Origin of the sequence: Pseudoalteromonas sp. RW-H-Ap-1 (assembly GCF_048318575.1) — a bacterium.
Lineage (GTDB): Bacteria > Pseudomonadota > Gammaproteobacteria > Enterobacterales > Alteromonadaceae > Pseudoalteromonas.
Window position 1 is genome coordinate 3,089,771 of record NZ_CP166996.1, and the last position, 21,256, is coordinate 3,111,026.

The 21,256-nt window shown below is 40.5% G+C and carries 15 protein-coding genes and 2 pseudogenes; 9 read left to right on the forward strand and 8 right to left on the reverse strand.

Features of this window, described 5'->3' with window-relative positions; genetic code table 11:
* The first annotated feature begins 159 nt into the window (after positions 1-159).
* Positions 160-1,311, forward strand: coding sequence for a chromate efflux transporter (gene chrA, locus AB8618_RS14740; RefSeq protein WP_413400916.1), 1,152 nt, complete (start codon positions 160-162; stop codon positions 1,309-1,311).
* Here chrA and AB8618_RS14745 read toward each other — a convergent pair.
* The 4 genes and pseudogenes from AB8618_RS14745 to speA all read right to left on the reverse strand — a co-directional run bounded on the left by AB8618_RS14745 (position 1,271) and on the right by speA (position 6,278).
* Positions 1,271-2,530, reverse strand: a complete 1,260-nt coding sequence (locus tag AB8618_RS14745) for a mechanosensitive ion channel family protein (protein ID WP_413400917.1) — start codon at positions 2,528-2,530, stop codon at positions 1,271-1,273. The genes chrA and AB8618_RS14745 overlap by 41 nt on opposite strands.
* A pseudogene (locus tag AB8618_RS14750) lies at positions 2,527-3,446 on the reverse strand (acetyltransferase). The gene AB8618_RS14745 and the pseudogene AB8618_RS14750 overlap by 4 nt, the downstream one beginning before the upstream one ends.
* Positions 3,447-3,463: 17 nt before the next feature.
* On the reverse strand, positions 3,464-4,336 hold the full coding sequence (locus AB8618_RS14755) for an acyltransferase (protein ID WP_413400919.1): 873 nt from the start codon (positions 4,334-4,336) through the stop codon (positions 3,464-3,466).
* A 61-nt stretch (positions 4,337-4,397) separates the two neighbouring features.
* Positions 4,398-6,278 (reverse strand): biosynthetic arginine decarboxylase, encoded by a 1,881-nt coding sequence (gene speA / locus AB8618_RS14760; protein WP_413400920.1) that lies wholly within the window; start codon positions 6,276-6,278, stop codon positions 4,398-4,400.
* Positions 6,279-6,476: 198 nt separating this feature from the next.
* Between speA and speE the strand changes: the two genes are divergently transcribed.
* Positions 6,477-7,340, forward strand: coding sequence for a polyamine aminopropyltransferase (gene speE, locus AB8618_RS14765; RefSeq protein WP_413400921.1), 864 nt, complete (start codon positions 6,477-6,479; stop codon positions 7,338-7,340).
* A 62-nt stretch (positions 7,341-7,402) separates the two neighbouring features.
* Here speE and AB8618_RS14770 read toward each other — a convergent pair whose 3' ends face one another.
* Both AB8618_RS14770 and AB8618_RS14775 read right to left on the reverse strand, forming a co-directional pair.
* Positions 7,403-8,626 carry a hypothetical protein gene (locus tag AB8618_RS14770; RefSeq protein ID WP_409424108.1) on the reverse strand — a complete coding sequence of 408 codons (1,224 nt, stop codon included), beginning with the start codon at positions 8,624-8,626 and terminating at the stop codon, positions 7,403-7,405.
* The gene (locus AB8618_RS14775; protein ID WP_409424109.1) at positions 8,619-9,245 is read right to left on the reverse strand and encodes a methylamine utilization protein; all 627 of its coding nucleotides are present in this window, start codon (positions 9,243-9,245) and stop codon (positions 8,619-8,621) included. The genes AB8618_RS14770 and AB8618_RS14775 overlap by 8 nt, the downstream gene beginning before the upstream one ends.
* 174 nt (positions 9,246-9,419) lie before the next feature.
* Here AB8618_RS14775 and AB8618_RS14780 point away from each other — a divergent pair, with 174 nt between their 5' ends.
* From AB8618_RS14780 to AB8618_RS14795, 4 genes are all read left to right on the forward strand, one after another.
* Entirely contained in the window at positions 9,420-11,462 is a 2,043-nt protein-coding gene (locus AB8618_RS14780; protein WP_413400922.1) for a glycoside hydrolase family 97 protein, read from the forward strand.
* 316 nt (positions 11,463-11,778) lie between these two features.
* A complete protein-coding gene (locus AB8618_RS14785; protein ID WP_409424111.1) occupies positions 11,779-13,179 on the forward strand; it encodes a hypothetical protein in 1,401 nt (466 codons plus the stop codon).
* A gap of 72 nt (positions 13,180-13,251) precedes the next feature.
* Positions 13,252-16,263 (forward strand): LodA/GoxA family CTQ-dependent oxidase, encoded by a 3,012-nt coding sequence (locus tag AB8618_RS14790; protein ID WP_409424112.1) that lies wholly within the window; start codon positions 13,252-13,254, stop codon positions 16,261-16,263.
* Positions 16,264-16,267: 4 nt separating this feature from the next.
* Positions 16,268-17,431, forward strand: coding sequence for a tryptophan 7-halogenase (locus AB8618_RS14795; protein ID WP_409424113.1), 1,164 nt, complete (start codon positions 16,268-16,270; stop codon positions 17,429-17,431).
* On the opposite strand, the gene envZ is transcribed toward AB8618_RS14795, so the two are convergent.
* Both envZ and ompR read right to left on the reverse strand, forming a co-directional pair.
* Positions 17,428-18,732, reverse strand: coding sequence for a two-component system sensor histidine kinase EnvZ (gene envZ, locus AB8618_RS14800; RefSeq protein ID WP_413400923.1), 1,305 nt, complete (start codon positions 18,730-18,732; stop codon positions 17,428-17,430). The genes AB8618_RS14795 and envZ overlap by 4 nt on opposite strands.
* A 5-nt stretch (positions 18,733-18,737) precedes the next feature.
* Entirely contained in the window at positions 18,738-19,457 is a 720-nt protein-coding gene (gene ompR / locus AB8618_RS14805) for a two-component system response regulator OmpR (protein WP_008109519.1), read from the reverse strand.
* Positions 19,458-19,640: 183 nt separating this feature from the next.
* On the opposite strand from ompR, the pseudogene greB reads away from it, so the two are divergent.
* The 3 genes and pseudogenes from greB to AB8618_RS14820 all read left to right on the forward strand — a co-directional run bounded on the left by greB (position 19,641) and on the right by AB8618_RS14820 (position 21,182).
* A pseudogene (greB, locus tag AB8618_RS14810) lies at positions 19,641-20,113 on the forward strand (transcription elongation factor GreB).
* Between the two features lie 124 nt (positions 20,114-20,237).
* Complete coding sequence (locus tag AB8618_RS14815) at positions 20,238-20,543, forward strand: hypothetical protein (protein WP_409424117.1); 306 nt, start codon at positions 20,238-20,240, stop codon at positions 20,541-20,543.
* A 60-nt stretch (positions 20,544-20,603) separates the two neighbouring features.
* Entirely contained in the window at positions 20,604-21,182 is a 579-nt protein-coding gene (locus AB8618_RS14820) for a CBS domain-containing protein (protein WP_413400925.1), read from the forward strand.
* Positions 21,183-21,256: the final 74 nt, after the last annotated feature.

Consider the following 21,256-nt stretch of genomic DNA (forward strand, 5'->3'; position numbering starts at 1 on the left):
TATTATTGCGATTATGCAAACATTTGTATGAACCAAAAATGAAGAGTAACGTAAAACACGTATTATTACTTACCTCATACGGACTAATGATAGCGTTTCATAAAAATGTCATACTTATTTGTGACACTTTAATGATTTATCAAAAAGGCGATGGCCACTATGTTAATTGCGATTTTTAGGCAGTTTTTTTTACTTGGCTGCATGAGTTTTGGCGGCCCTGCCGCCCATTTAGGTTACTTTAAACACCACTTTGTTGATTCGCTGCGCTGGTTAAGTATCAGTCGCTATTCACAGCTAATAAGCCTCAGCCAAGCTCTGCCTGGCCCTGGCTCTAGTCAGGTTAGCTTTGCAATTGGCGTAGAGCGTGCAGGTGTACTCGGTGGCATCACCGCATTTGTTGGTTTTACCTTGCCTTCTTTTTTAATAATGACACTGCTTGCTATTAGTGCTCACCAATTTGACGCCGTTTATTTTGCTGTGATCACCGGATTGAAGCTCTTTGCTGTAGTGATTGTTGCCGATGCGACCCTCAGTATGGCCAAAAGCTTTTGCAGCAACCTAATCCTTAAGCTAATTGCAGTTATAAGCACCCTAGCTCTTGTTCTACTGCCGATGTTAGGTACACAAATTATTATTTTACTTATTGCAGCCGCAGTCGGCGCTATCTGGCCACTCTTAAAATTAAGTGATTTATCGCAGCAAACTAGCAGTGATCAGGGGAAAGTTAACTGGGTTGCACTTAGTTTATTTGCGCTACTGCTTGGAGTTAGCTTTATTCCAATAGGGCAACAATTTGCGTTATTTGCGCCTTTTTACCAAGCTGGTGCTATGGTATTTGGTGGCGGGCATGTTGTGTTGCCAGTACTTCAAGCGGGTGTGCCAACCTTAAGTGATGATCAATTTTTAACGGCTTACGCCAGTGCTCAGGCTATACCTGGGCCTATGTTTACAATAGCCACCTACTTAGGCGCGCAGCTAAATACCGAGCAGCCAATAATGGGCGCAACTATAGCTACATTATTGATATTTACCCCAGGGTTTTTACTGATGTTGGCATTTCAGAAAAGCTGGATTAATTTAGCCAGTAAGCCCCGCTTTGCCAGCTCAATTGCCGCGCTTAATGCCGCCGTGGTTGGTTTTTTAGCTGCAGCATTGTATTCGCCCATTTGGACTTCAGCTATTAATAGTGTGTGGCATATTGCATTAGTGATTGCTGCATTTGCATGGCTACGTATGAAAAAGCCACCTATTTGGTGGCTATTATTATTGTTTATTGGTGTTGGCCTTGGACAGCATTATTGGGCACTTTAATACTGCCTTTGCTTAGCATATTAGCGCCGTCTGGTGGGCTTAACTGCCCACTGACACTTTGATAAGCGCGCAGTCCAAATACCGGTAATACTGCCAGTAAATGATCCATAATTTCAGCTTGTAAGTGCTCGTACGATATCCAACGTTTGTCTTCACTAAAGCAGTAAAACTCAATCGGTAGGCCATGATTAAGTGGTTGTAGTTCACGCACCATAAGTGTGAGCGAGGTATTGATTTTACTGTGCTGTTTTAAGTAACCCTCTGCATAGCGACGAAATAACCCTAAGTTCGACACCGGATCGGGAAGTGTGCCTAGTCGAATATATTCTTGCAGTGGTATTGCCGCTTCTATTTGCGCTTTAAAATCATCATCAACTAAAAAGATGCTGTTCATATCAATGTTTAAAGAACGTTTAATACGTCGCCCACCAGATTCTTGCATACCGCGCCAATTTTTAAATGAACCGGCCACCAGCATATAAGTGGGTATAGTCGTTATGGTGTTATCCCAGTTACGCACTTTGACAGTATTAAGTCCTAAATCAATTACTTCGCCATCGGCGCCGTAGTTATCTACTTGGATCCAATCACCATAGGTCACTAAGCGGTTGGCAGCAATTTGAATGCTGGCGACAAAACCTAATATGGTGTCTTTAAATACTAATAAAGTAACAGCGGCGATCGCACCAAAACCAGAAAGAATATAAGTCGGCGATTTTTCAAGCACAATACTAACAATTAATATTGAACACACAATAAAGGTGATCAGCTTCACTACTTGAATTAAGCCTTGAATAGGCACTTCTCGGGCAAAGTCTAGTTGGTTATAAATAGCGCCAGCAATACTCACTATACTGCTAATAATAAAACCTATATAAATAATTAATAATGCTTGGCCAATGGTTTTAAGGATCTCTTGGGCAATTGCATTAACGGGGTAAACACTGTCAAATGTGGCTAAAAAAAGTACACAACATAACAAGCAGGCAATTCGTTTATTGAGCTTGGTCAACATAGGTGACAATGAACCAATACGCTCAGGCGAGAGTTTAGTCACCACCTTTTGAATACCCGGTAACATTAAGCGACGCGTAAATAAGTAAACAAATAATAAAGAAAGGATGCCAATGGATGAGGCCGTGATTGCACTGAGAAAAAAAGCATCGGGGACTTTTTCAAACCAAGGAGTAATTAGCTCCTGTAGGTGTGTTTTGGTCATGGTATTTCAATTTCCTTACTGGGAGTTAATTCAGTACTAGCTTGCTGAATATGAATAGCGCTTAATTGCTTATCTTTTTTTGTCCATAAATTATTTAAATATTGCTGAAACTCGGCTCTAAATGCGTGATCTGTTTGGTAACTGCCAATCATCTGTGTATTTATTGGCATCACCTCAATGGTAATATTAATAGACTCTAGTTCGCCTTTTAAAATATTACGACACACATGATCTGACTTACCGCTATACACTAAACTAGTGTTAAGCATAGCGTCAAATTGCTCGTTTAAAACTTCTAAGGCAAAAGCAGTTCCACCAGCCTTAGGCTTTAATAAATGTTGAAAAGGACTTTGTTGATGCTTATGCTTTTGCGCTGTAAAACGCGTACCTTCTACAAAGTTCACTATGGTTGTAGGGTGATGACGAAAATTACGGCAACTGCGCTTAGTACGCTCGACATCTAAGCCTTTTAAATTGGGATTTTTTGCCAATTGCGCTTTGGTCACCCGTTTCATAAAGGGCATACCCATTGCCCACGCACCAGTGCCTATAAATGGCACATACTTAAGCTCATCTTTTAAAAAAACTTAGGAGCTGGCAATGCATCCAACGAGCTTAATACAGCAATATCAAGCCAGCTAATATGATTACTGATTAGCAAATACCAACTATTGGCATTCACCTCCCCGCTAATATTAACTTTAATGTCATTACAGCCTAGCCATAGCCCTAAGCGGTTACCTTTACACCACCCCTTGTACGCACTGTGTAATAATTTACTTACTACGGGTATGGGAAAAACCAATTTAACTAACCCTAGGATAAGTACGAATGCGCCAAATACTATTAAATTAGCGAATAAAACACAGCCAACAATTAAGCCATTTAACCAATTAGGTAACCATTTTTTTAGCATAACTGTTAGCTCATTTTTTATTTTTGTTTTAGATTAACGAGCGTCTGGTTTTTTTCTTCCCACACGCGATTTAATTCAGTTTGAAAACGCACTCTAAAGTCAGGATCATTAGTGTAATCACCAATTAAGTCGTTACTAACGCCTTTTACTTCAACCTGTACATCGATGTGTTTTACTTTACCGGCTGCAAAATCCATAAAAGTAGGAATGCCCTCAGGGTAATGAATAGTAACATTTACCACCTTAGAAATTTGCTCACCCATAGCTTGCATTACAAAAGCCACACCACCCGCTTTTGGTTTAAGTAAGTAAGGAAACGGGCTATTTTGGCGCGCATGCTTTTGCGCTGTAAAACGCGTACCTTCAACAAAGTTAACCACACTAACCGGCATTTCTTTAAATTTTTCACACGCTTTACGGGTCGTTTCTAAATCTTTACCACGCAACTTGGGGTTCTTTTTTAATTGGCTTTTACTGGTGCGGGTCATAAAAGGAAAGTCGAGCGCCCACCAACATAAACCTAAAACAGGCACATAAATAAGCTCTTTTTTCAAAAAGAAGTTTAAAAAAGGTATTTTGCGGTTAAATACTCGCTGTAACACTAAAATATCCACCCAGCTTTGGTGGTTCGCAATAACTAAGTACCAATCTTTTAATTTAAGCTCTTCAAGGCCAGTCACATTTAGCTTTGTTGGCGTTAGTAACGCTTGATTTAACGTGTTAAACGTCACCCAAATAGAGGCACATTGCTTGGCCGTCCAGCTCATTAATTTTTGCAGCCCCTTAATTGGGATTAGCTTAACGATGCCACAAATAAAAATAGGCACAAACCAAAAAAGAGTGTTTATTGCGTAAAAGAAAATACTAAATACACTGCGAATAACTGACATTACTTCTATTCCTTTAAACATCGCGCAGCCACGAACGACCGCGCTTAACTATGCAACTAAATTAATCTTCAAAATAAGTGTAGCCTTCAAGCCCTGCATTGAGCTCGGCTAAGTAACCTTCTTTACAGTGCGCTGATACATCAAGTTTATTAATTTGAGTGGCAAAGTTATCAGCTAATAACTCGCTATCATAATCAACAAATTTTAATACATCCTTAACGCTGTCACCTTTAATGGCATTGGTTAATACATACCCTTGTTCATTAAGCTCAACATGAACTGAATCGGTATCACCAAATAGGTTATGTAAGTCACCTAAAATTTCTTGGTATGCCCCTACCATAAACATCGCAATATGATACTGCTGACCTTGTGTATATTCAGGAATAGGTAAACTGGTTTCAATTCCTGCACCTTCAACGTACTCACGTATTTGCCCGTCAGAATCACAAGTAATGTCCTGGATAATAGCGCGCTGAGTAAGCGGCAGCGTTAGGTTTTCGATGGGCATAACCGGAAATAACTGCTGAATGCCCCACACATCGGGTAACGACTGAAATAATGAAAAATTCACAAACAGTTTATCGGCTAGTTTTTCGTTTAAATCATCCAGCACTTCGCGGTGAGCTCGTGCATTAGAGCTTAATGAAGCACGAACGCGATGTAAAATAGTAAAATAAAGCTGCTCTATTTTCGCCCACTCTAACATGCTCACTAAACCATGTACGTATTGATCATGTGCTTCACTAAATAAGTGCATTGCATCATGATAAATCTCTAATGCCATACGCGGGTTCAAACGTTGTAAACACTGCCACATTTCATCCAATACTAAGGCACTGTTTATAACAGGTGGTTCTGGGTTTAAATGATTTGGCGCTTTTTCAACATCAATCACATCGGTAATAAGCACCGCATGATGTGCAGTAAGAGCACGGCCAGATTCGGTAATAATTGCAGGGTGAGCTAAGTTATGTTGGTCGCACACCTCGGCAAATGCATTTACTACATTACGCGCATATTCTTCGACTGTGTAGTTCATTGAGCAAGCACTACGTGAGCCTGAACCTTCGTAGTCAACGCCAAGCCCGCCACCCACATCAACAGTATTGAGCGGTACACCGTATTGAGTTAATTCAGCAAAATGGCGAGCACATTCGCGCAAAGCGCGATGAATATCGCGAATATTGGCAATTTGTGAACCAATATGAAAATGTACCATTTGCATTAAATGCAACTTGTTATGTTGCTTAAGGACTTCTACTGCACTGAGTACTTGGCCTGCAGTTAAGCCAAACTTGCCTTTTTCACCACCGGTGTTTTGCCATTTACCTTTACCAACCGAATTTAAGCGAATACGAATACCAATAGCAGGTTCAATACCTAAATTATCAATTTCTTCAAGCAATGTGGTTAGCTCAGAGAGTTTTTCAACCACAATTTTAACGCTGTGCCCCATTGCTTGACCGATACAGGCTAAACGTAAAAACTCACTGTCTTTGTAGCCGTTACATACAATAGTAATAGGTTCTTTTGCCACACCTAAAATTGCCATTAGTTCAGGTTTAGAACCGGCTTCAAGCCCCACTAAACCACTTGGGTGTGCCAATAGTTTACTGACTACAGAGCGCTGTTGATTTACTTTTATAGGGTAAACACAGGTGTATTTACCATTATATGCACGGTTGCTACGCGCTTGAGTAAACGCATTAGTAAGCGTATCTACACGGTTTTTTAAAATATCGGTAAAGCGCACTAATACAGGTAAGGTTAACCCTTGCTGTTTAAATTGCTCAGTAAGCTGGCTTAAAGAAATGGCAGGTTTTGTTTGATCGCCATCCGGATAGGCTATCAATTCACCTTGTGCGTTAATGTCAAAATAACCATCGCTCCAATGAGCAACATTGTATGTAGCACGTGCAGTTTCTAAACCCCAAGTCATGGCAACTCTTCTTTATTAAATTAGGTGTAAAGGGGCATTTTAATACGTCACTATCTGCTAAGCTAACAAAAATTGAACTTTCCCCTCTTTATAGCTAACTTTATTCGCTAAAGAGCGTAAAATTTGATTGAGCAATAGCCCAAGCACTGGCAGAATTGCCTCCTTTTTTCATACTCAACCAAAAGTGTAACAACAACTATGGCAAATTTAGATCAAGGTAAGTGGTTTACTGAAATTAGCGACCGCGATGGCAGCGCATTTTCATTACGTATTAACAAAAAGTTAGATGAAAAACAGTCTCCTTTTCAAAAAGTAGAAATGTTTGAAACCACAGACTTTGGTAATTTAATGATCATTGATGGTTGCACTATGGTGAGTAGCCGTGAAAACTTTTTTTATCATGAAATGATCAGCCACCCAGCATTGCTAGCACATCCAGACCCTAAAAATGTGGTTATTATTGGTGGCGGCGATTGCGGTACGTTACGTGAAGTACTTAAGCACCCAAGTGTAGAAACTGTAACCCAAATCGATATTGACGAAGTGGTTACCCAAATGTCGTTAAAGTACTTCCCAGAGTTATGTGAATCAAATAACGACCCACGTGCTACTGTAATGTTTGACGATGGCATTAAATACATGCGCGAAGCAGCTGGTGAGTCTATTGATGTAGTGATTGTTGATGGCACTGATCCAGTTGGCCCAGGAGAGGGTTTATTTAATCATGCGTTTTATACTAGTTGCTTAAACGCACTTCGCTCTGGTGGAATACTCGTACAACAAAGTGAATCGCCACTTATGCATATGCCACTACTGGTTGAAATGCGCGAAGCTATGCTAAATGTTGGTTTTAACGATTTGCAAACTCTTCCATTCCCACAACCTATTTACCCAAGTGGTTTATGGTCAGTGACGCTAGCTCGCAAATCTGAAGCATTTAACGGTTTTAGAGAAGATGGCGCAGCAATTATTGCTGAGCATAGTGAATACTACAATGGCGGTATTCATCACGGTGCACTCGCAACACCTAATTACATGAAACGCGCTTTTAACAAAAAATAAAAAGCCATAAATACAAAGTTGGGCTCGCAAGAGCCCTTATATGTTTTTCTTTTTTCTACTAACTAAAACCGAAACTGAGCATTTAATGCTATTTGCTGCTGCGATATCCTCGATGCTTTATTCATAGCTACTCGGTTATCTGCTTGGCTATGAAGCGCTGATCCCTCAACACCTATTTGCCATTGTGGTGTAAGCTGATAACGCCAAGTTGCTGTTAGTCCCTCGCCATAACTTGCATTAGGGTCAAACATCCAATCGTCTTTGTCTGTCACCTCAAAATAATCGTAACGTACTGAGAAACGGTGGCGTTTTATTTTATGACTCAATAATGCAAAATGACTGTAAAATCGAGTATCAACACCGCGTTTTTGACCCATAGCCGTACCACCCGACATTATTTGGATAATTAATCTTGTTTTCGGTGTAAATTTATTTAACCATGCAACACTTAAAAATCGAGTATCCCAAGCATATTGGCCCGTATTATAATTAAGGGCGCCAGGGTCACTATTGTTATCATAGTAATACACTCGCAACTGAGATTTTTTTAAATAATCCCAATGCCCACCAACGTAATAACCAAATCGCCCATCGACCTCTTCAAACGGTAAAACTTGGTTTGCTTGAAATTGTAACTGTGGAGTATTTAAAGACGCTACAGGCGCAAAAGCGAGAGCCTCATTAAATGTTGTTTGGCGATCATGCAAAGCAAAGCCTCGCCAAGCGAGTAATGTCCCCGCAGGATCGTTACCTTTAAATGTCGCACCAACCAAACTAAAACTATGGGCACTATTAAAATTACGGGCTGGGCGTTTAATTGTTGCTTCAACACCTAGCGTTCGCAGCTCTTCACCTACCCAAGAGTTAATTGCCGAATTGGTATAGTTATATGCAGATAACCAGCCCATATCAGGGTTTTCTAATGACAATTGTGGATAAAAGCCACCCACTTTAATATGCCATTTATAATCACTGCGAACTAAAGGTTTATATTGCAGATAAGCCTGGCTAATCCCCAAAGTGCTTTTTGGATCTTGATATAAATTAACTACACCATGGGCAGACCAACTAGAACTTATATCTGCACTTAAATCAATAATTCCCTGTGATAAAACCACACCTTGATTAGCCGCATCATGGCGATATAGACCAATCCCACCTTCTTGCCAGCTTAGTTGTGAATCACCTTGCACTGCCCTTACTTGCAGCAAACCTTTAACTTGTGCGCTGACAGTAAAAACACTCAACAAGCAAATAACAACGGCTAAGCGCAATAGACTATTCATAATCGTCAAACTCATCAACTTCAACCCTAATAGGCAAAGTTAGCTTTTGTTTTAATTGATAACTTAATTTATTGTTAGTTATAACAACTTCTTGCGACTCTATGTTGCTAATATCCCTAAATCCTTCATGCCAAACATTTAGTTTATAGGCTCCATTTGGGATATCGAACGATGCTACTCCTTGCTCATTGGTGATTGCATAATATGGGCTATCCACAACAACAATGTAACCCAACATCCAATCATGAATATTACATCCGAGCTCCACAACTCCTGTTTGCTCAAATGTAATTGGGTTTTGTGGTTGTTCTCGGTAAAGTTTTAATTCAAATGTTTTGCTTTTAGAAAATGAATACACGTGATGCATTATTGAATCAGCATTAGGAAATTCAACTTGGCTGTTTTTTTCAACGACTAAGATATGTGGCGTAAATTGGCGATTTTTTTGTGTCATAGTGAATAGTGATTGATTTAAATTCACCTCAGAAGCTTGCTCTGGAGCTAACCAAACAACAACATTTTCTTGAACTTTTTGGTTGTTATCATAAACAGTAACCGTTGCTGCACTGCTATTAAAAACAATTATAAAACCTAAAATAGCGATTAAAATTTTCAGCATATTTTTTTCTTGTTAAATTCTTTTTATTTATTATAGAACTAATTAGATAAAGTTTTGCAGATTAATTAACACACTCTTTTTCAGCTAATTAATTGAATACGTATGCAGCTATCTCGTAATAGTGGGTTCATCACTTTATGCTCATAACCTACGGTTTGACATCAAGGACACACAATGAGATTACCTTTACTACTAGTTGCTTTACTTGCAAGCAGTGCTTTTGCAAAAGAAGCCACGCTGAAATCACCTGATCAAAAAATTAAAATCACCATTTCTGATCAATCATCATCTCCTCATTACTCTATTAGCTTTAATGGTAAGCCTGTTATTGAGCAATCACGCTTAGGTTTTAGGTTTAAAAGCAAAGCACCTTTTGACGAAGGTTTTGTTATTAGTAAAGTAACTCGCTCACAAACCGATAGCCAATGGCAGCAACCTTGGGGAGAGCGTCAAACCGTTGTTGATAAGCACAACGAAATTGCTGTTACCTTCAATAAACCTGCGCCCCACGCTGGCACATACATTGTGCGATTTAAAGCCTTTGATAGCGGTGTAGGTTTTCGCTATGAAGTCCCTAAGCAAGCCGGTTTTGAACAAACTGAAATTACTAAAGAACTGACCGAATTTGCGATTGCCGCAAAAGATAAAGCCATCGCATGGTGGATACCTGCTCGCGGTTGGAACCGTTATGAATATGTCTATAACACCACAGACTTACAAGATGCTGCACTTGCTCATACCCCTTTTACCTTTAAAAATGGTAACGGTGTACATGTCAGTATTCATGAAGCAGCTCTGGTAGATTATGCAGGCATGGTGCTTAATCAGCGTCGCCCTGGTACGTTTAGTGCCGATTTAACGCCGTGGTCTGATGGCATTGCGGTTAAAAAGCGCGGCGCATTCAACACTCCTTGGCGCACCATTCAAATAGGTGAGCGAGCGATAGACTTAGTTAATTCAGATATTATTTTAAACCTGAATGAACCAAATAAGCTCGGTGATGTATCGTGGGTTAAGCCAGGTAAATATGTAGGTATTTGGTGGGGAATGCACATTAATGAAACAACTTGGGGCAGTGGAGAAAAACACGGTGCCACCACAAAAAATACTAAATACTATATGGACTTTGCCGCTGAGTATGGCTTTGACGGCGTATTAGTTGAAGGTTGGAACACTGGTTGGGATGGCGACTGGTTTTATAATGGCGATGTATTTAGCTTTACTCAGCCTTATGACGATTTCGATATTGCAGCGCTTACACAGTACGGTAAAGAAAAAGGGGTGCAGTTAATTGGTCACCATGAAACCTCTGGCAATGTTAGTAATTATCGCGACCAAATGGAAGATGCTTTTACACTTTACGAAAAATCAAATGTAAGCCAAATAAAAACTGGTTATGTGGCCGATGGTGGCAATATAAAACGCATAGATGAAAACGGCATTGCCCGTTTTGAATGGCATGACGGTCAATTTATGGTAAATGAATACTTACATAATATCAAACTTGCCGCTAAATATAAGCTAAGCATCAACACCCATGAACCAATTAAAGATACCGGTCTGCGTCGTACTTACCCTAATTGGATTGCCCGTGAAGGTGCGCGAGGCCAAGAGTTTAACGCATGGGGCACGCCACCTAATCCACCAGAGCACATTCCAATGCTTGCTTTTACCCGTATGCTTGCAGGACCAATGGACTTTACCCCAGGTATTTTTGATATGGGCTTTAATGGCTTAGGGGGCGATACAAATCGCCCACAAACAACACTGGCAAAGCAATTAGCATTGTATGTAGTAATGTACAGCCCAATTCAAATGGCGGCCGATTTGCCGCGAAATTATTTAGCTAAACCCGATGCTTTCCAATTTATTCAAGACGTACCAACCGATTGGCAGCAAAGTATTGCGCTTGATGGTGAAGTAGGCGACTTTATTGTATTTGCACGCAAAGAGCGCAAGCGCGATAACTATTCAGGTAACGATTGGTACTTAGGTGCAGTTACAGACGAAAATGCCCGTACCATAGAGGTTAAACTCGACTTTTTAGGTAAAAATAAACAGTTTGAAGCGCAAATTTACAAAGATGGCGATAAGGCAGAGTGGAAGAACAATCCTTATGATTTAAGCATTGAAAAACACACCGTTACCGCAAATGATAAACTCACACTAAAATTGGCAACCAGTGGCGGTACTGCAATTAGGTTTAAAGCTTTATAAGAACCGAGATAAAACAGGAGGCACGAGCCTATTTCGTGTCTTCTTTTTAGTCAGCAACCTTTAAATATTATTAACATCTAAACTAGTCTATAACAACTGCTCAATGCTATAGCTCATAACATTAATCACATCGTTGTCATGATCACTTTTGCTATTAATAACAGCTTTATTTACTGCTTAAAAAGCGGCTTCTCCGATCCTAGCTACCCCTAATAAATAACATGTGTAATACAGTGTAATAGTTTTATTTCCCTCACTATTCTACTTTTACCGATAAGTGCTCTTTAGCTCAATTAGTAATAGTAGGATTATTATCATGGAACGTTTTAAGTCGGTCACAACCATTGCTTTAACATTAATCGGTTTAAGCTCAATCACGACTCACGCAGCAGAGAAATCAACCGAACAATATACATCACCAACTAACTGTAGCGCTCAAAACGATTGGTTTAAATCTCCAGTTAAACCACCTAAAGAAGGTAAAAATAGCCCGTTTGCATTTATAAAAGGTCAAGACCCGTCAACTAACTGTGACTTTCACCAATGGTCTTGGCAAAAGTTTCTGTATTTAACGCAAATCGATCAAAATACTAATCAACTAGTCCTGTTTGGCGATGATTACTTGCAGGTAAATAATGAAATGATGCCCTATTTTGAGCCTTGGAATGATTTACTCAATCCGACAGGTTTTAAGTTAAACTCTAACCTGATTTTAGAAGACACTACCCAAGCTGGCAGCCATGGTGAGTTATTTACAAAATACGGTAATCAGCCTGCTTATTATTCTATTCATATAAACCAAGAATTTATCAAATCGGCAACTAAAACCCCCATTACCATCAGTGATCAATTTGCCGTAGGGTCAGTTGAAATAAAAGCAGCTTGGTTGGCAACAGACCAGCTACGCGCATTCTATTCTGAACAAGAAATAGACGCGCAGTTTTATACTCGTCAAGCACTGATAAAAGCGGATAATAAAACCATCCGCAGCAGTAAGGTCGCATTAATCGGTATGCATGTTGTTGGGGTAGTAGAAAATCACCCTGAATTTATTTGGGCCACTTTTGAACATCAAGTATCAACGCCTGATTATTACGGTTCAATGAGTACGTTTCAAAAAGTCACTACAACTTACGATGCAAATAAAGTGGTAAGCGATAGCGATAACTTTATTTTTTATAGAAAAAATACCACTGCTGGCAACGCCAATCTAAGCTATCCACATGGTGAAACAACTACTAATACGTTTCGACTTTATCAATTTGGCGTGCCTAATGGCGCAACTTATACAACAGTCGCCACAGCCACCCAGCAAAACCAAGATGCCGAAAATTTTAATAACATTCAACAACTCAATCACAGCGTACAAAAAGCTTTAGCTGCACAAGCATCCCCATGGCAACACTATTTTTACGCAGGTAGCGTTTGGTTAAGCACGCTAGATTATCAATTTAGTAATGGCATTAGTGGCAATATTGTCCCGCCAAATGCTAACGATAAACTTCGTGGGTCGCTGGCTCTTGCCAATATAACGATGGAAACCTACACCCAAACCTATGGCGACCCTAATCAAACTGCTAATTATGCAATTAACAATTGCTTTGCGTGTCACGGCATAACGGCGGGTAAATCAACCATGGCTGTAAGCCATATATTTAATAATTTTGACAAATTACGCAGCGCCAATAAACAACTCAATGTGCGGTCAGCTCAATAATAATGAATTTGCGTAAAAGGACTTTTAGAGCTAATACCTCTAAAGCCGCCCAATACTATAAGGAATATAATAATGCCTAAAAAACAGAGCATAAAAACGCCAGCAACAGCTAACAATGTGCCGTGTTGGTCAAATGACAAAGATGTTGAATTAGCCTGCCAGCGGTTAACTGAAATGTTTGTTGGCCTTGGTCAAGTGCCGCGTATAGACAAAGGTCAACAGCCGGCACAGCGAGCTGTGTTTAGAAAGCAACATGGCATCGCTTACGGTCATTTTACAATCAACCCAGATATAGACCCACAATTTAAAATTGGCATTTTTGCAGGTAAAAAATACGAATGTGCAGTGCGCTTTTCTAGTGATACCTTACCATCATCTCCAGATTTACACTCAACGTTAGGCTTGGCTGTAAAACTTTTTGGAGTCGATGGACCAAAATTGATTGGCGAAGGCGAAACCGCAGATTTTATTTTTCAAAATATGGATCGGTTTTTTACCAAAGATGCACAGCAAATGTGCCAATTCACCACAGCAGGTGTGATCGATAAAAACTATGATGCCTATTTAGATAATCCAAAAAACAAGCAAACATCTGATATTTTAAAAGCAATGCAAAAGGTTGAAGCAAGCTGTTTAAGCGCCAATTATTGGGCAATATTACCGTTCAAATTAGGTGAGCAACAGATTGTAAAATATCGCCTAGTACCTGAAAACGCTGATCTGGGCGCACCCAGTGTCGATAATGATTACCTTGCTCTAGATTTGCAGCGACGTTTACGCCATAGCGGTGCAACATTTCGCTTTGAAGTACAATTAAGAACAAACCCTGAAGAAATGCCTCTTAATAATGCCCAAGCCGAATGGAGCTGCAAAGCTGCTCCAGAAGGAAGTCCATTTGTTTGTATTGCTCGATTACATTTAGCGCAACAAAATATTACTGCCACTGGCCAAGCTGAGCTTGGTGACAACTTAGCATTTAATATTTGGCGTACTTTAGCTGCCCATGAGCCTTTAGGTAGCATTGCACTAGCTCGAAAGTCAGCCTATGCGGCCAGTGCTCATGCCCGACATACAGCCAACGGCCAGCAACTACAAGAGCCTAAACAGTTAAGTGAATTTAAGCCGCAGCAAGATCAAGATACTGACTCTGAATGTATTGTTTATGCTGGTATTTATCCGCCCATAGGTGTAATGCGCGTGGGTAATAGCAAAAAAGACTACTTCATTGGCCCACAACAACCGCAGCCCATAGCTCATAATGATGAATATAGTTATCGAGATAAAACAGGAGCATTAAAGCGCCAAGCGGCTGAATTTAGAATTTACGGTTTTAATGCCGCTGGTAAAGCGATAAAAGAACTAACTCTCGATAATGCAGAAATTACTTGGCACGCTGAATTAGCCAATCAAAAAGCCTCTTGGTACGAATTTCAAATTGCGTTAGATATTCCAGAAGCCGCAGATGCACCGCCATCACTACTTCGTAATAACAATGTAACTGATCGTAGCAAGCTGTTAATCAAGGGGGGCAAACACAGTATAAGCTGCAAAAATATAACATCTAAGCATGAATTCATTGGTCAATTTATGGATCAAGATGTGTATTTAGGCGAAATGCGCAGTGATCAACATGGTCGCTTAGTCATGCTCGGTGGCCATGGCGTATCACGTAACGTAAACGGCGATATAGCCATTACCTTTGCAAACAATGAAGGTTGGTATGATGATACCTCAGATGGTCCAATTACCGCAGAGGTTGTATATCAAGGAGTATCGCTAAGAGTAGAACCCGCTTGGGTTATTTGCGCACCACCAGATTATGCACCAATGCAAAAATCAGTACGCACTATGTGGGATTTAATGCGCGACGTTGCTGTAGACGCCGGTATGCTGGCTAGACCACAGCGACCTTCATTTAGCAACGACATTCAACCCATATTTACCCGAATGACAGACTTACAATGGGTTAATGATGGATTTGCTGGCGCATTTGGCTGGGGAGGTCAATTTAATTACACCACACAAGAATGGCTAGAAAAGCTTAGCGATCCTTCTCCTGCCTATCAGGAATTACGTCGTACACTGTCTAATAACTTTCGCCGTTTTGATGTTCCCGGTGCGCAAGCTCCACAACTATGGCCTTGGCTGTATGGCGATGCGATTAGCATTCCTCCCACTGGCTCAGTGCGCCAACATGCAACCTTATCAAATTTGCAGTTGAGTTTTTTAGATCAATGGGTGAAAGGTGATTTTATTAATGATTACACTCCTCAATCAGCTTGTCCGGCACATGCAAATATAACCGTTTTAGATGATTACCCTATTGCTGAACAGCCGGACCTACTTACTCGCGGCGCGATGGAGTTTTGCCTTGCTGATGCATTTCATCCAGGCTGTGAAATGACTTGGCCAATGCGAACTGCAGGCATGTATATGTCGGCATTCCGACTCAAGCACGCTCAAGCGGGCTCATCAAGTGACCGTTACTACTATGGTCCGGTAATGAATAGCGACGTTTATACCCTCGCACAGGGACCTTTGTTTGGCGGTCAAGTAGCTGGTGGAATAACACGCTGGATGGCAATTCCTTGGCAAACTGATACCGCAAGTTGTAGAGATGGCTACAGCTCTGAGTACGATCCATTTTTACCGACTTTTTGGCCTGCTAGAGTGCCAAATCAAATAATGAATCAGTTCCGCTATCAACAAGTACTTGATACCTCATTATCTGACAGTACTCGCCAACAGGCTTTTTCTTATCGTACTGATTGGCTTGATGATTTACCTTTGCATGGTAATCCTGCCACTTACACAAACCAAATCAATAGTATGATAAACAACTTTGCTGAACTTGCGATTGTACAACCTCATATAGGTGTAATAGGCGATACACAATTTCCTAGTGCAATGCAGGTTGGTATATTGCCTCATAATTCACGAGGTGAGGCAAAAGTTAACTCAGCGAGTAATGCGATACAGCATATAAAAGCCATATTATCAGCTGAGCATACTTCACATCGCAGTCAAAGCAACTTAGGCGTTACTGAAAAAGCGAGCCGTTTTCACCACAACAAAGGACGCTAAACCAATGGTGATACTTCAAAAGAACGAATTACAAACGGATGTTGTGATCATTGGTGCAGGTGTGGCGGGCTGTATCGCTGCACTTGCTTTATGTGATTCATACCAAGTTACTTTGATTGATAAGTCTGAAATACCCGATGAGCGAATTGGTGAATGCTTAGCACCTGCGGCAGGACGTATTTTACAACAGTTAGAGTTGTTAACTGAATTTGAGCATCAACTCGCAACCACTGCACTAACGCCGCAACATTTATATAACGCGGGACTGCAGATAAGCTGGGGCCAATCAACCCCCTATATCACTGATAACCTAAGTAATCCGGATGGTTTGGGTTGGCGTTTGGATCGTCAAGTATTTGAGAGCTTTTTACGAGAAAAGGCACTACAGCGGGGTGTACGCTGTATTTGGCCTGCTAAATTAGTACATAGTGAATACCAAAGGCAATGCTGGCAAATAACACTGACACAATTACAACACGAAAAAACAATCAATATAGCGAGCCAATTCGTAATTGATGCCACTGGCAGAGAGGCTCATTTTGCAAAAAACTACACCCCTCGCAAACAACATGATCGTCTAATATCTTGCTGGGCAACTCTAGATAATACGTTTGAAAATCAACTAGGTAGTATTTGCGCTTCGCAAAACGGCTGGTGGTATAGTGCACCATTACCAAATCAGCGTCGTGTTTTAGCATTTCAAACTGATCCGGATTTACTTATCAAAGACCTGCACCGAGATGCAAAGGTATTTACTCAGCATGCGCAATGCTATGACAATCAAGCGAGGATTCTCGATGTATGTCAACAGCCAATAACACTGCATGGTATCGTCAGTGCAAACTCCACCCGACTGGTGTATTTTGCAGGTCAACAATGGGCCGCTTTAGGTGATGCGGCACTAAGCTTTGACCCAATCTCATCACAAGGAATTTTTAATGCGATGGCCAGTGCCATGCAGCTTGCCGATCTGATGAAAAAACTCGATATAGTCAATAAAATAGAGCACGATTCTCAGCTACAATTTAAAAAATTGTATCAGCAACAAATAGAGCAAGTTTGGCATCGCTATTTAGATCACAAACGCTATTTTTACGATCAAGAACAACGCTGGCCCAACAGTCCTTTTTGGCAACGAAGACAGCAGCCAAATAGTGTATATGGTTAGCTCACTTTTATGGGTAAATACGCCTCTGCACTTAAACCACCTTCAGGGCGATTAACGAGTTTCACTTTACCGCCATGCATATCAATTATTCGCTTAATAATAGCCAAACCTAAGCCGCTGCCTTCACTACCGCGCGCAGCGTCACCTTGTTTAAACGGCTCAAACACAGACTCCAACTCGCTTTCAGGAATACCCGGACCACTATCTTTGACCGCAATAACCACATATTTTTTATTGGAATTAAAATAACTGAGTACTTCAATATCACCCTCTGAGTAACGCAGTGCATTTTCTATCATATTGGTCACTACTCGCTTAATCGCGACACTACTGATGGGAATTTTTCCAATATTAGGATTCGGTTTAAACGTGATCACCCGTTGATGCTTAAGCTCACTTTGTACAACTTCACCAAGGAGCGCATTAATATCTTCGCAGGTTTGTTCTTCACGTTTATGATGGCGTAAATATTCGATAAATTGATCGATAATGCCATTCATATCTTCAATATCGTAAATAATGCCTTCACGTAAATAATCATCTTCATCTACCATCATTTCTGTGGCTAAACGAATACGCGTAAGCGGTGTGCGTAAATCATGAGAAACACCGGCCATGAGTAATCGGCGGTCGTTTTCAAGGGCGGCAATACCTCGCGACATTTGATTAAAGGCGCGCGTTACCTCGATAACCTCACTCGACCCTTGCTCTTGTAACTTGGTACTAAAGTCGCCCACCCCTACTTTTATCGCAGCTTGTTGTAATGCTTTTAATGGCCGGTTCAAATGCCTGGCAAATAACCAACCTCCTAGTACACTTAAAAAGCCGATACTAGAAAGATAAAAGGTCAAAAACTCAAGGTTACTTTCTTTAAACCCGGTAAGCGGCACTTTGACCCAATAACCCGGCGCCTGCGGGGCTTCTACCCAATAAATAAGCGGATCAGTTTGACTAATACGCACCCGAGAAAAGCCATTTAATTGCTCAGACATACTGCGCGATAGCCCAGAATACTCACGACTTTGGCCTAAACCATTACGCATAGCTTCACGCTGAGTCATTACTTCAATGCCCGTTATCTCAAAAAACTTCTCAGAGACTTCATCGGTAACTTCAACACCATCTTCCCAATCTATAAACACGGTTTTAATTTGCTTAGCCAGCATTAAATTAACTTGCTCAATGGTGGGTTTAACTACATATAAGCTGACCGTGACGTAAGAGACAATTTGGTTAATAAGCAACAAAGCGGCAACCAAAAATACGGTTTGTCCAAACGCACTACGCGGAAACATTCCCATAATGATTACTTTTCACCGTCAGGAACAAATACATAACCTAAACCCCATACCGTTTGAATATAGCGTGGGTTAGCGGCATCGACTTCGATCATTCTACGAAGACGTGATACTTGAACATCAATGCTGCGCTCAAGCGCACTGTAGTCTCGCCCTCTAGCTAAGTTCATTAATTTATCACGACTTAATGGCTCACGCGGGTGAGACACTAACGCTTTTAACACCGCAAATTCACCACTAGTGAGTGACACAGTGTTATCGCCTTCACTCATTTCGCGGGTGGCTAAATTTAGGGTAAATTTACCAAACGCAATTAAGTTCTCCTGCGCTGAAGGCGCCCCTGGTACTTCTTTTGATTGGCGACGTAAAATAGCTTTTATACGTGCTAATAGCTCGCGAGGGTTAAACGGTTTCGGAATATAGTCGTCAGCGCCGAGTTCTAGGCCAATAATACGATCGACTTCATCGCCTTTAGCGGTCAGCATAACAATAGGGATTTGGTTTTCTTTTTGGCGTAAACGTCTGCAAATAGACAGCCCATCTTCGCCCGGCAGCATTAAATCAAGCACCATTAGATGAAAGTTTTCACGCTCAATTAGTCTATCCATTTGCTCTGAATCGGCAGCTGTTCTGACAATAAACCCTTGCTCTACCAAGTAGCGTTCCAGCAAACTGCGTAAACGTTTATCATCATCCACCACCAATACTTTTACTGTCTCTTGTCCCATAACCTGTTGCTTATTTTTATAATTTATTAACCGTTAATATAAATGAAAAACTTAATAATAAAAAACTAATTAAGTGCTTAGATTGTTACTGAACATTTCAAATTCATTGATAACTATTTTATCTCGACAAGTTGCCTTTATTTTAATACCTTGCCACTCATGAAAACCAAACAAGAACTCAGCGTGAAAACAAATTTAATTACTCGCGAAGGTTATTTACAATTGCAGCAAGAACATGATCATCTTTGGAATGAAAAACGTCCAGAAGTGACTAAAATTGTGAGTTGGGCTGCCAGCCTAGGTGATCGCTCTGAAAACGCAGACTATCAGTACAACAAACGTTTACTACGCCAAATTGACCGTCGTGTTCGCTATTTACGAAAACGCATCCCCGATTTAAAAATTGTTGACTACTCACCCGTGCAAGACGGCAAAGTTTTTTTGGAGCGTGGGTAGAAATAGAAAACGAGGCCGGTGAGTGTAAAAGATTTAGAATTGTTGGCCCCGATGAAATTTACGATCGCAACGACTATATTTCTATCGATTCACCAATGGCGCGAGCGCTATTAAAAAAACAAGTAGACGATGATTTTGAGGTAATGACTCCTCAAGGTGTCAAGCAATGGTACGTGAATACCATTACCTATCAAAAATGACATCGCTTAGTTTTGATTCAGATCACATTAACTTTTTATTGTTTATATTATCTGAGTAAGCTATAACTAAAGTTACTCAAGTAATGTTGTATTAACTTGAGAGTAGTTAATTAAGGTAACCATTATGTCAAACATAACAGCGCGCATATTACAAAACGCCCTCGTGTTTGCACTCTTTATGAGTGTGAGTTTGACATTGCATGGCGCACCTAAAAATAACAAACTTGATGCTGGTTTTGCTCCAGCTGAATTTATTGTTTGTGACTCCCCTGACCAAGCAACCCTCGACACCGATATAGATTCTCTTGATGGTGTTATTGCGCTTAGAGAAATCCAACCACTTCCTTTAGCGTTTTTCTTTCATTATGAAAGTCGATTTTTAGCCACTGCCTTCAGTAATTCAAACCCGCGAGCGCCACCCGTTATTTAATTTAATAACTTGCTTTTAAACATTATTAAATTTTTATAACTATTTATTTAGGTGGATATTATGTCTAACTTTAAAGAACTCCGTACCCAAGACATTTCGCATGGCACTATTGCTGATACTTTTACTAATGACGCTGTGATTGATTTAACCTCTCCAGCAACACGTATAGTAACTAGCTTTACTCAAACAAGTCCTATGCGCGCAGCGTTTGATACAACCATTGAACAAGCATCAAAACAGCTAAATACTCAGCCTTCTGATTTTATTTTAGTAACTGATGAGCATCAAAAACTAATTGGTATTGTCGCAAGTGCAGATTTACAAAGCTCAAAAATCATGATTTTATCGCAGCGTTTAGGCTTGCCTCGTAGTGAAATTAGCTTACGCTATTTAATGACACCGCTGAGTAATTTAATGGGTGTAAGTATGAAAAGCTTAAGCTATTCATGTATCGGTGATGCACTGCAAACTATGGAGCATCATGGCGCTATGTTTATATTAGTTACTGCGGCTAATAATGAAATAAGTGGTTTAATTTCAGCACGCGATATAGCACGTAAGCTGCAAATTCCTGTTCATATTAGCCCAATAGCGCACACATTTAGTGAAGTACTCGAAAGTGTAGAGCACCCTCACTAAATCCGCTTCTTATTGCCCCAGCAATGGCATCTTAAAGCAAGTAAAATAGCTTGCTTTAAGAGCTTTTTATTACC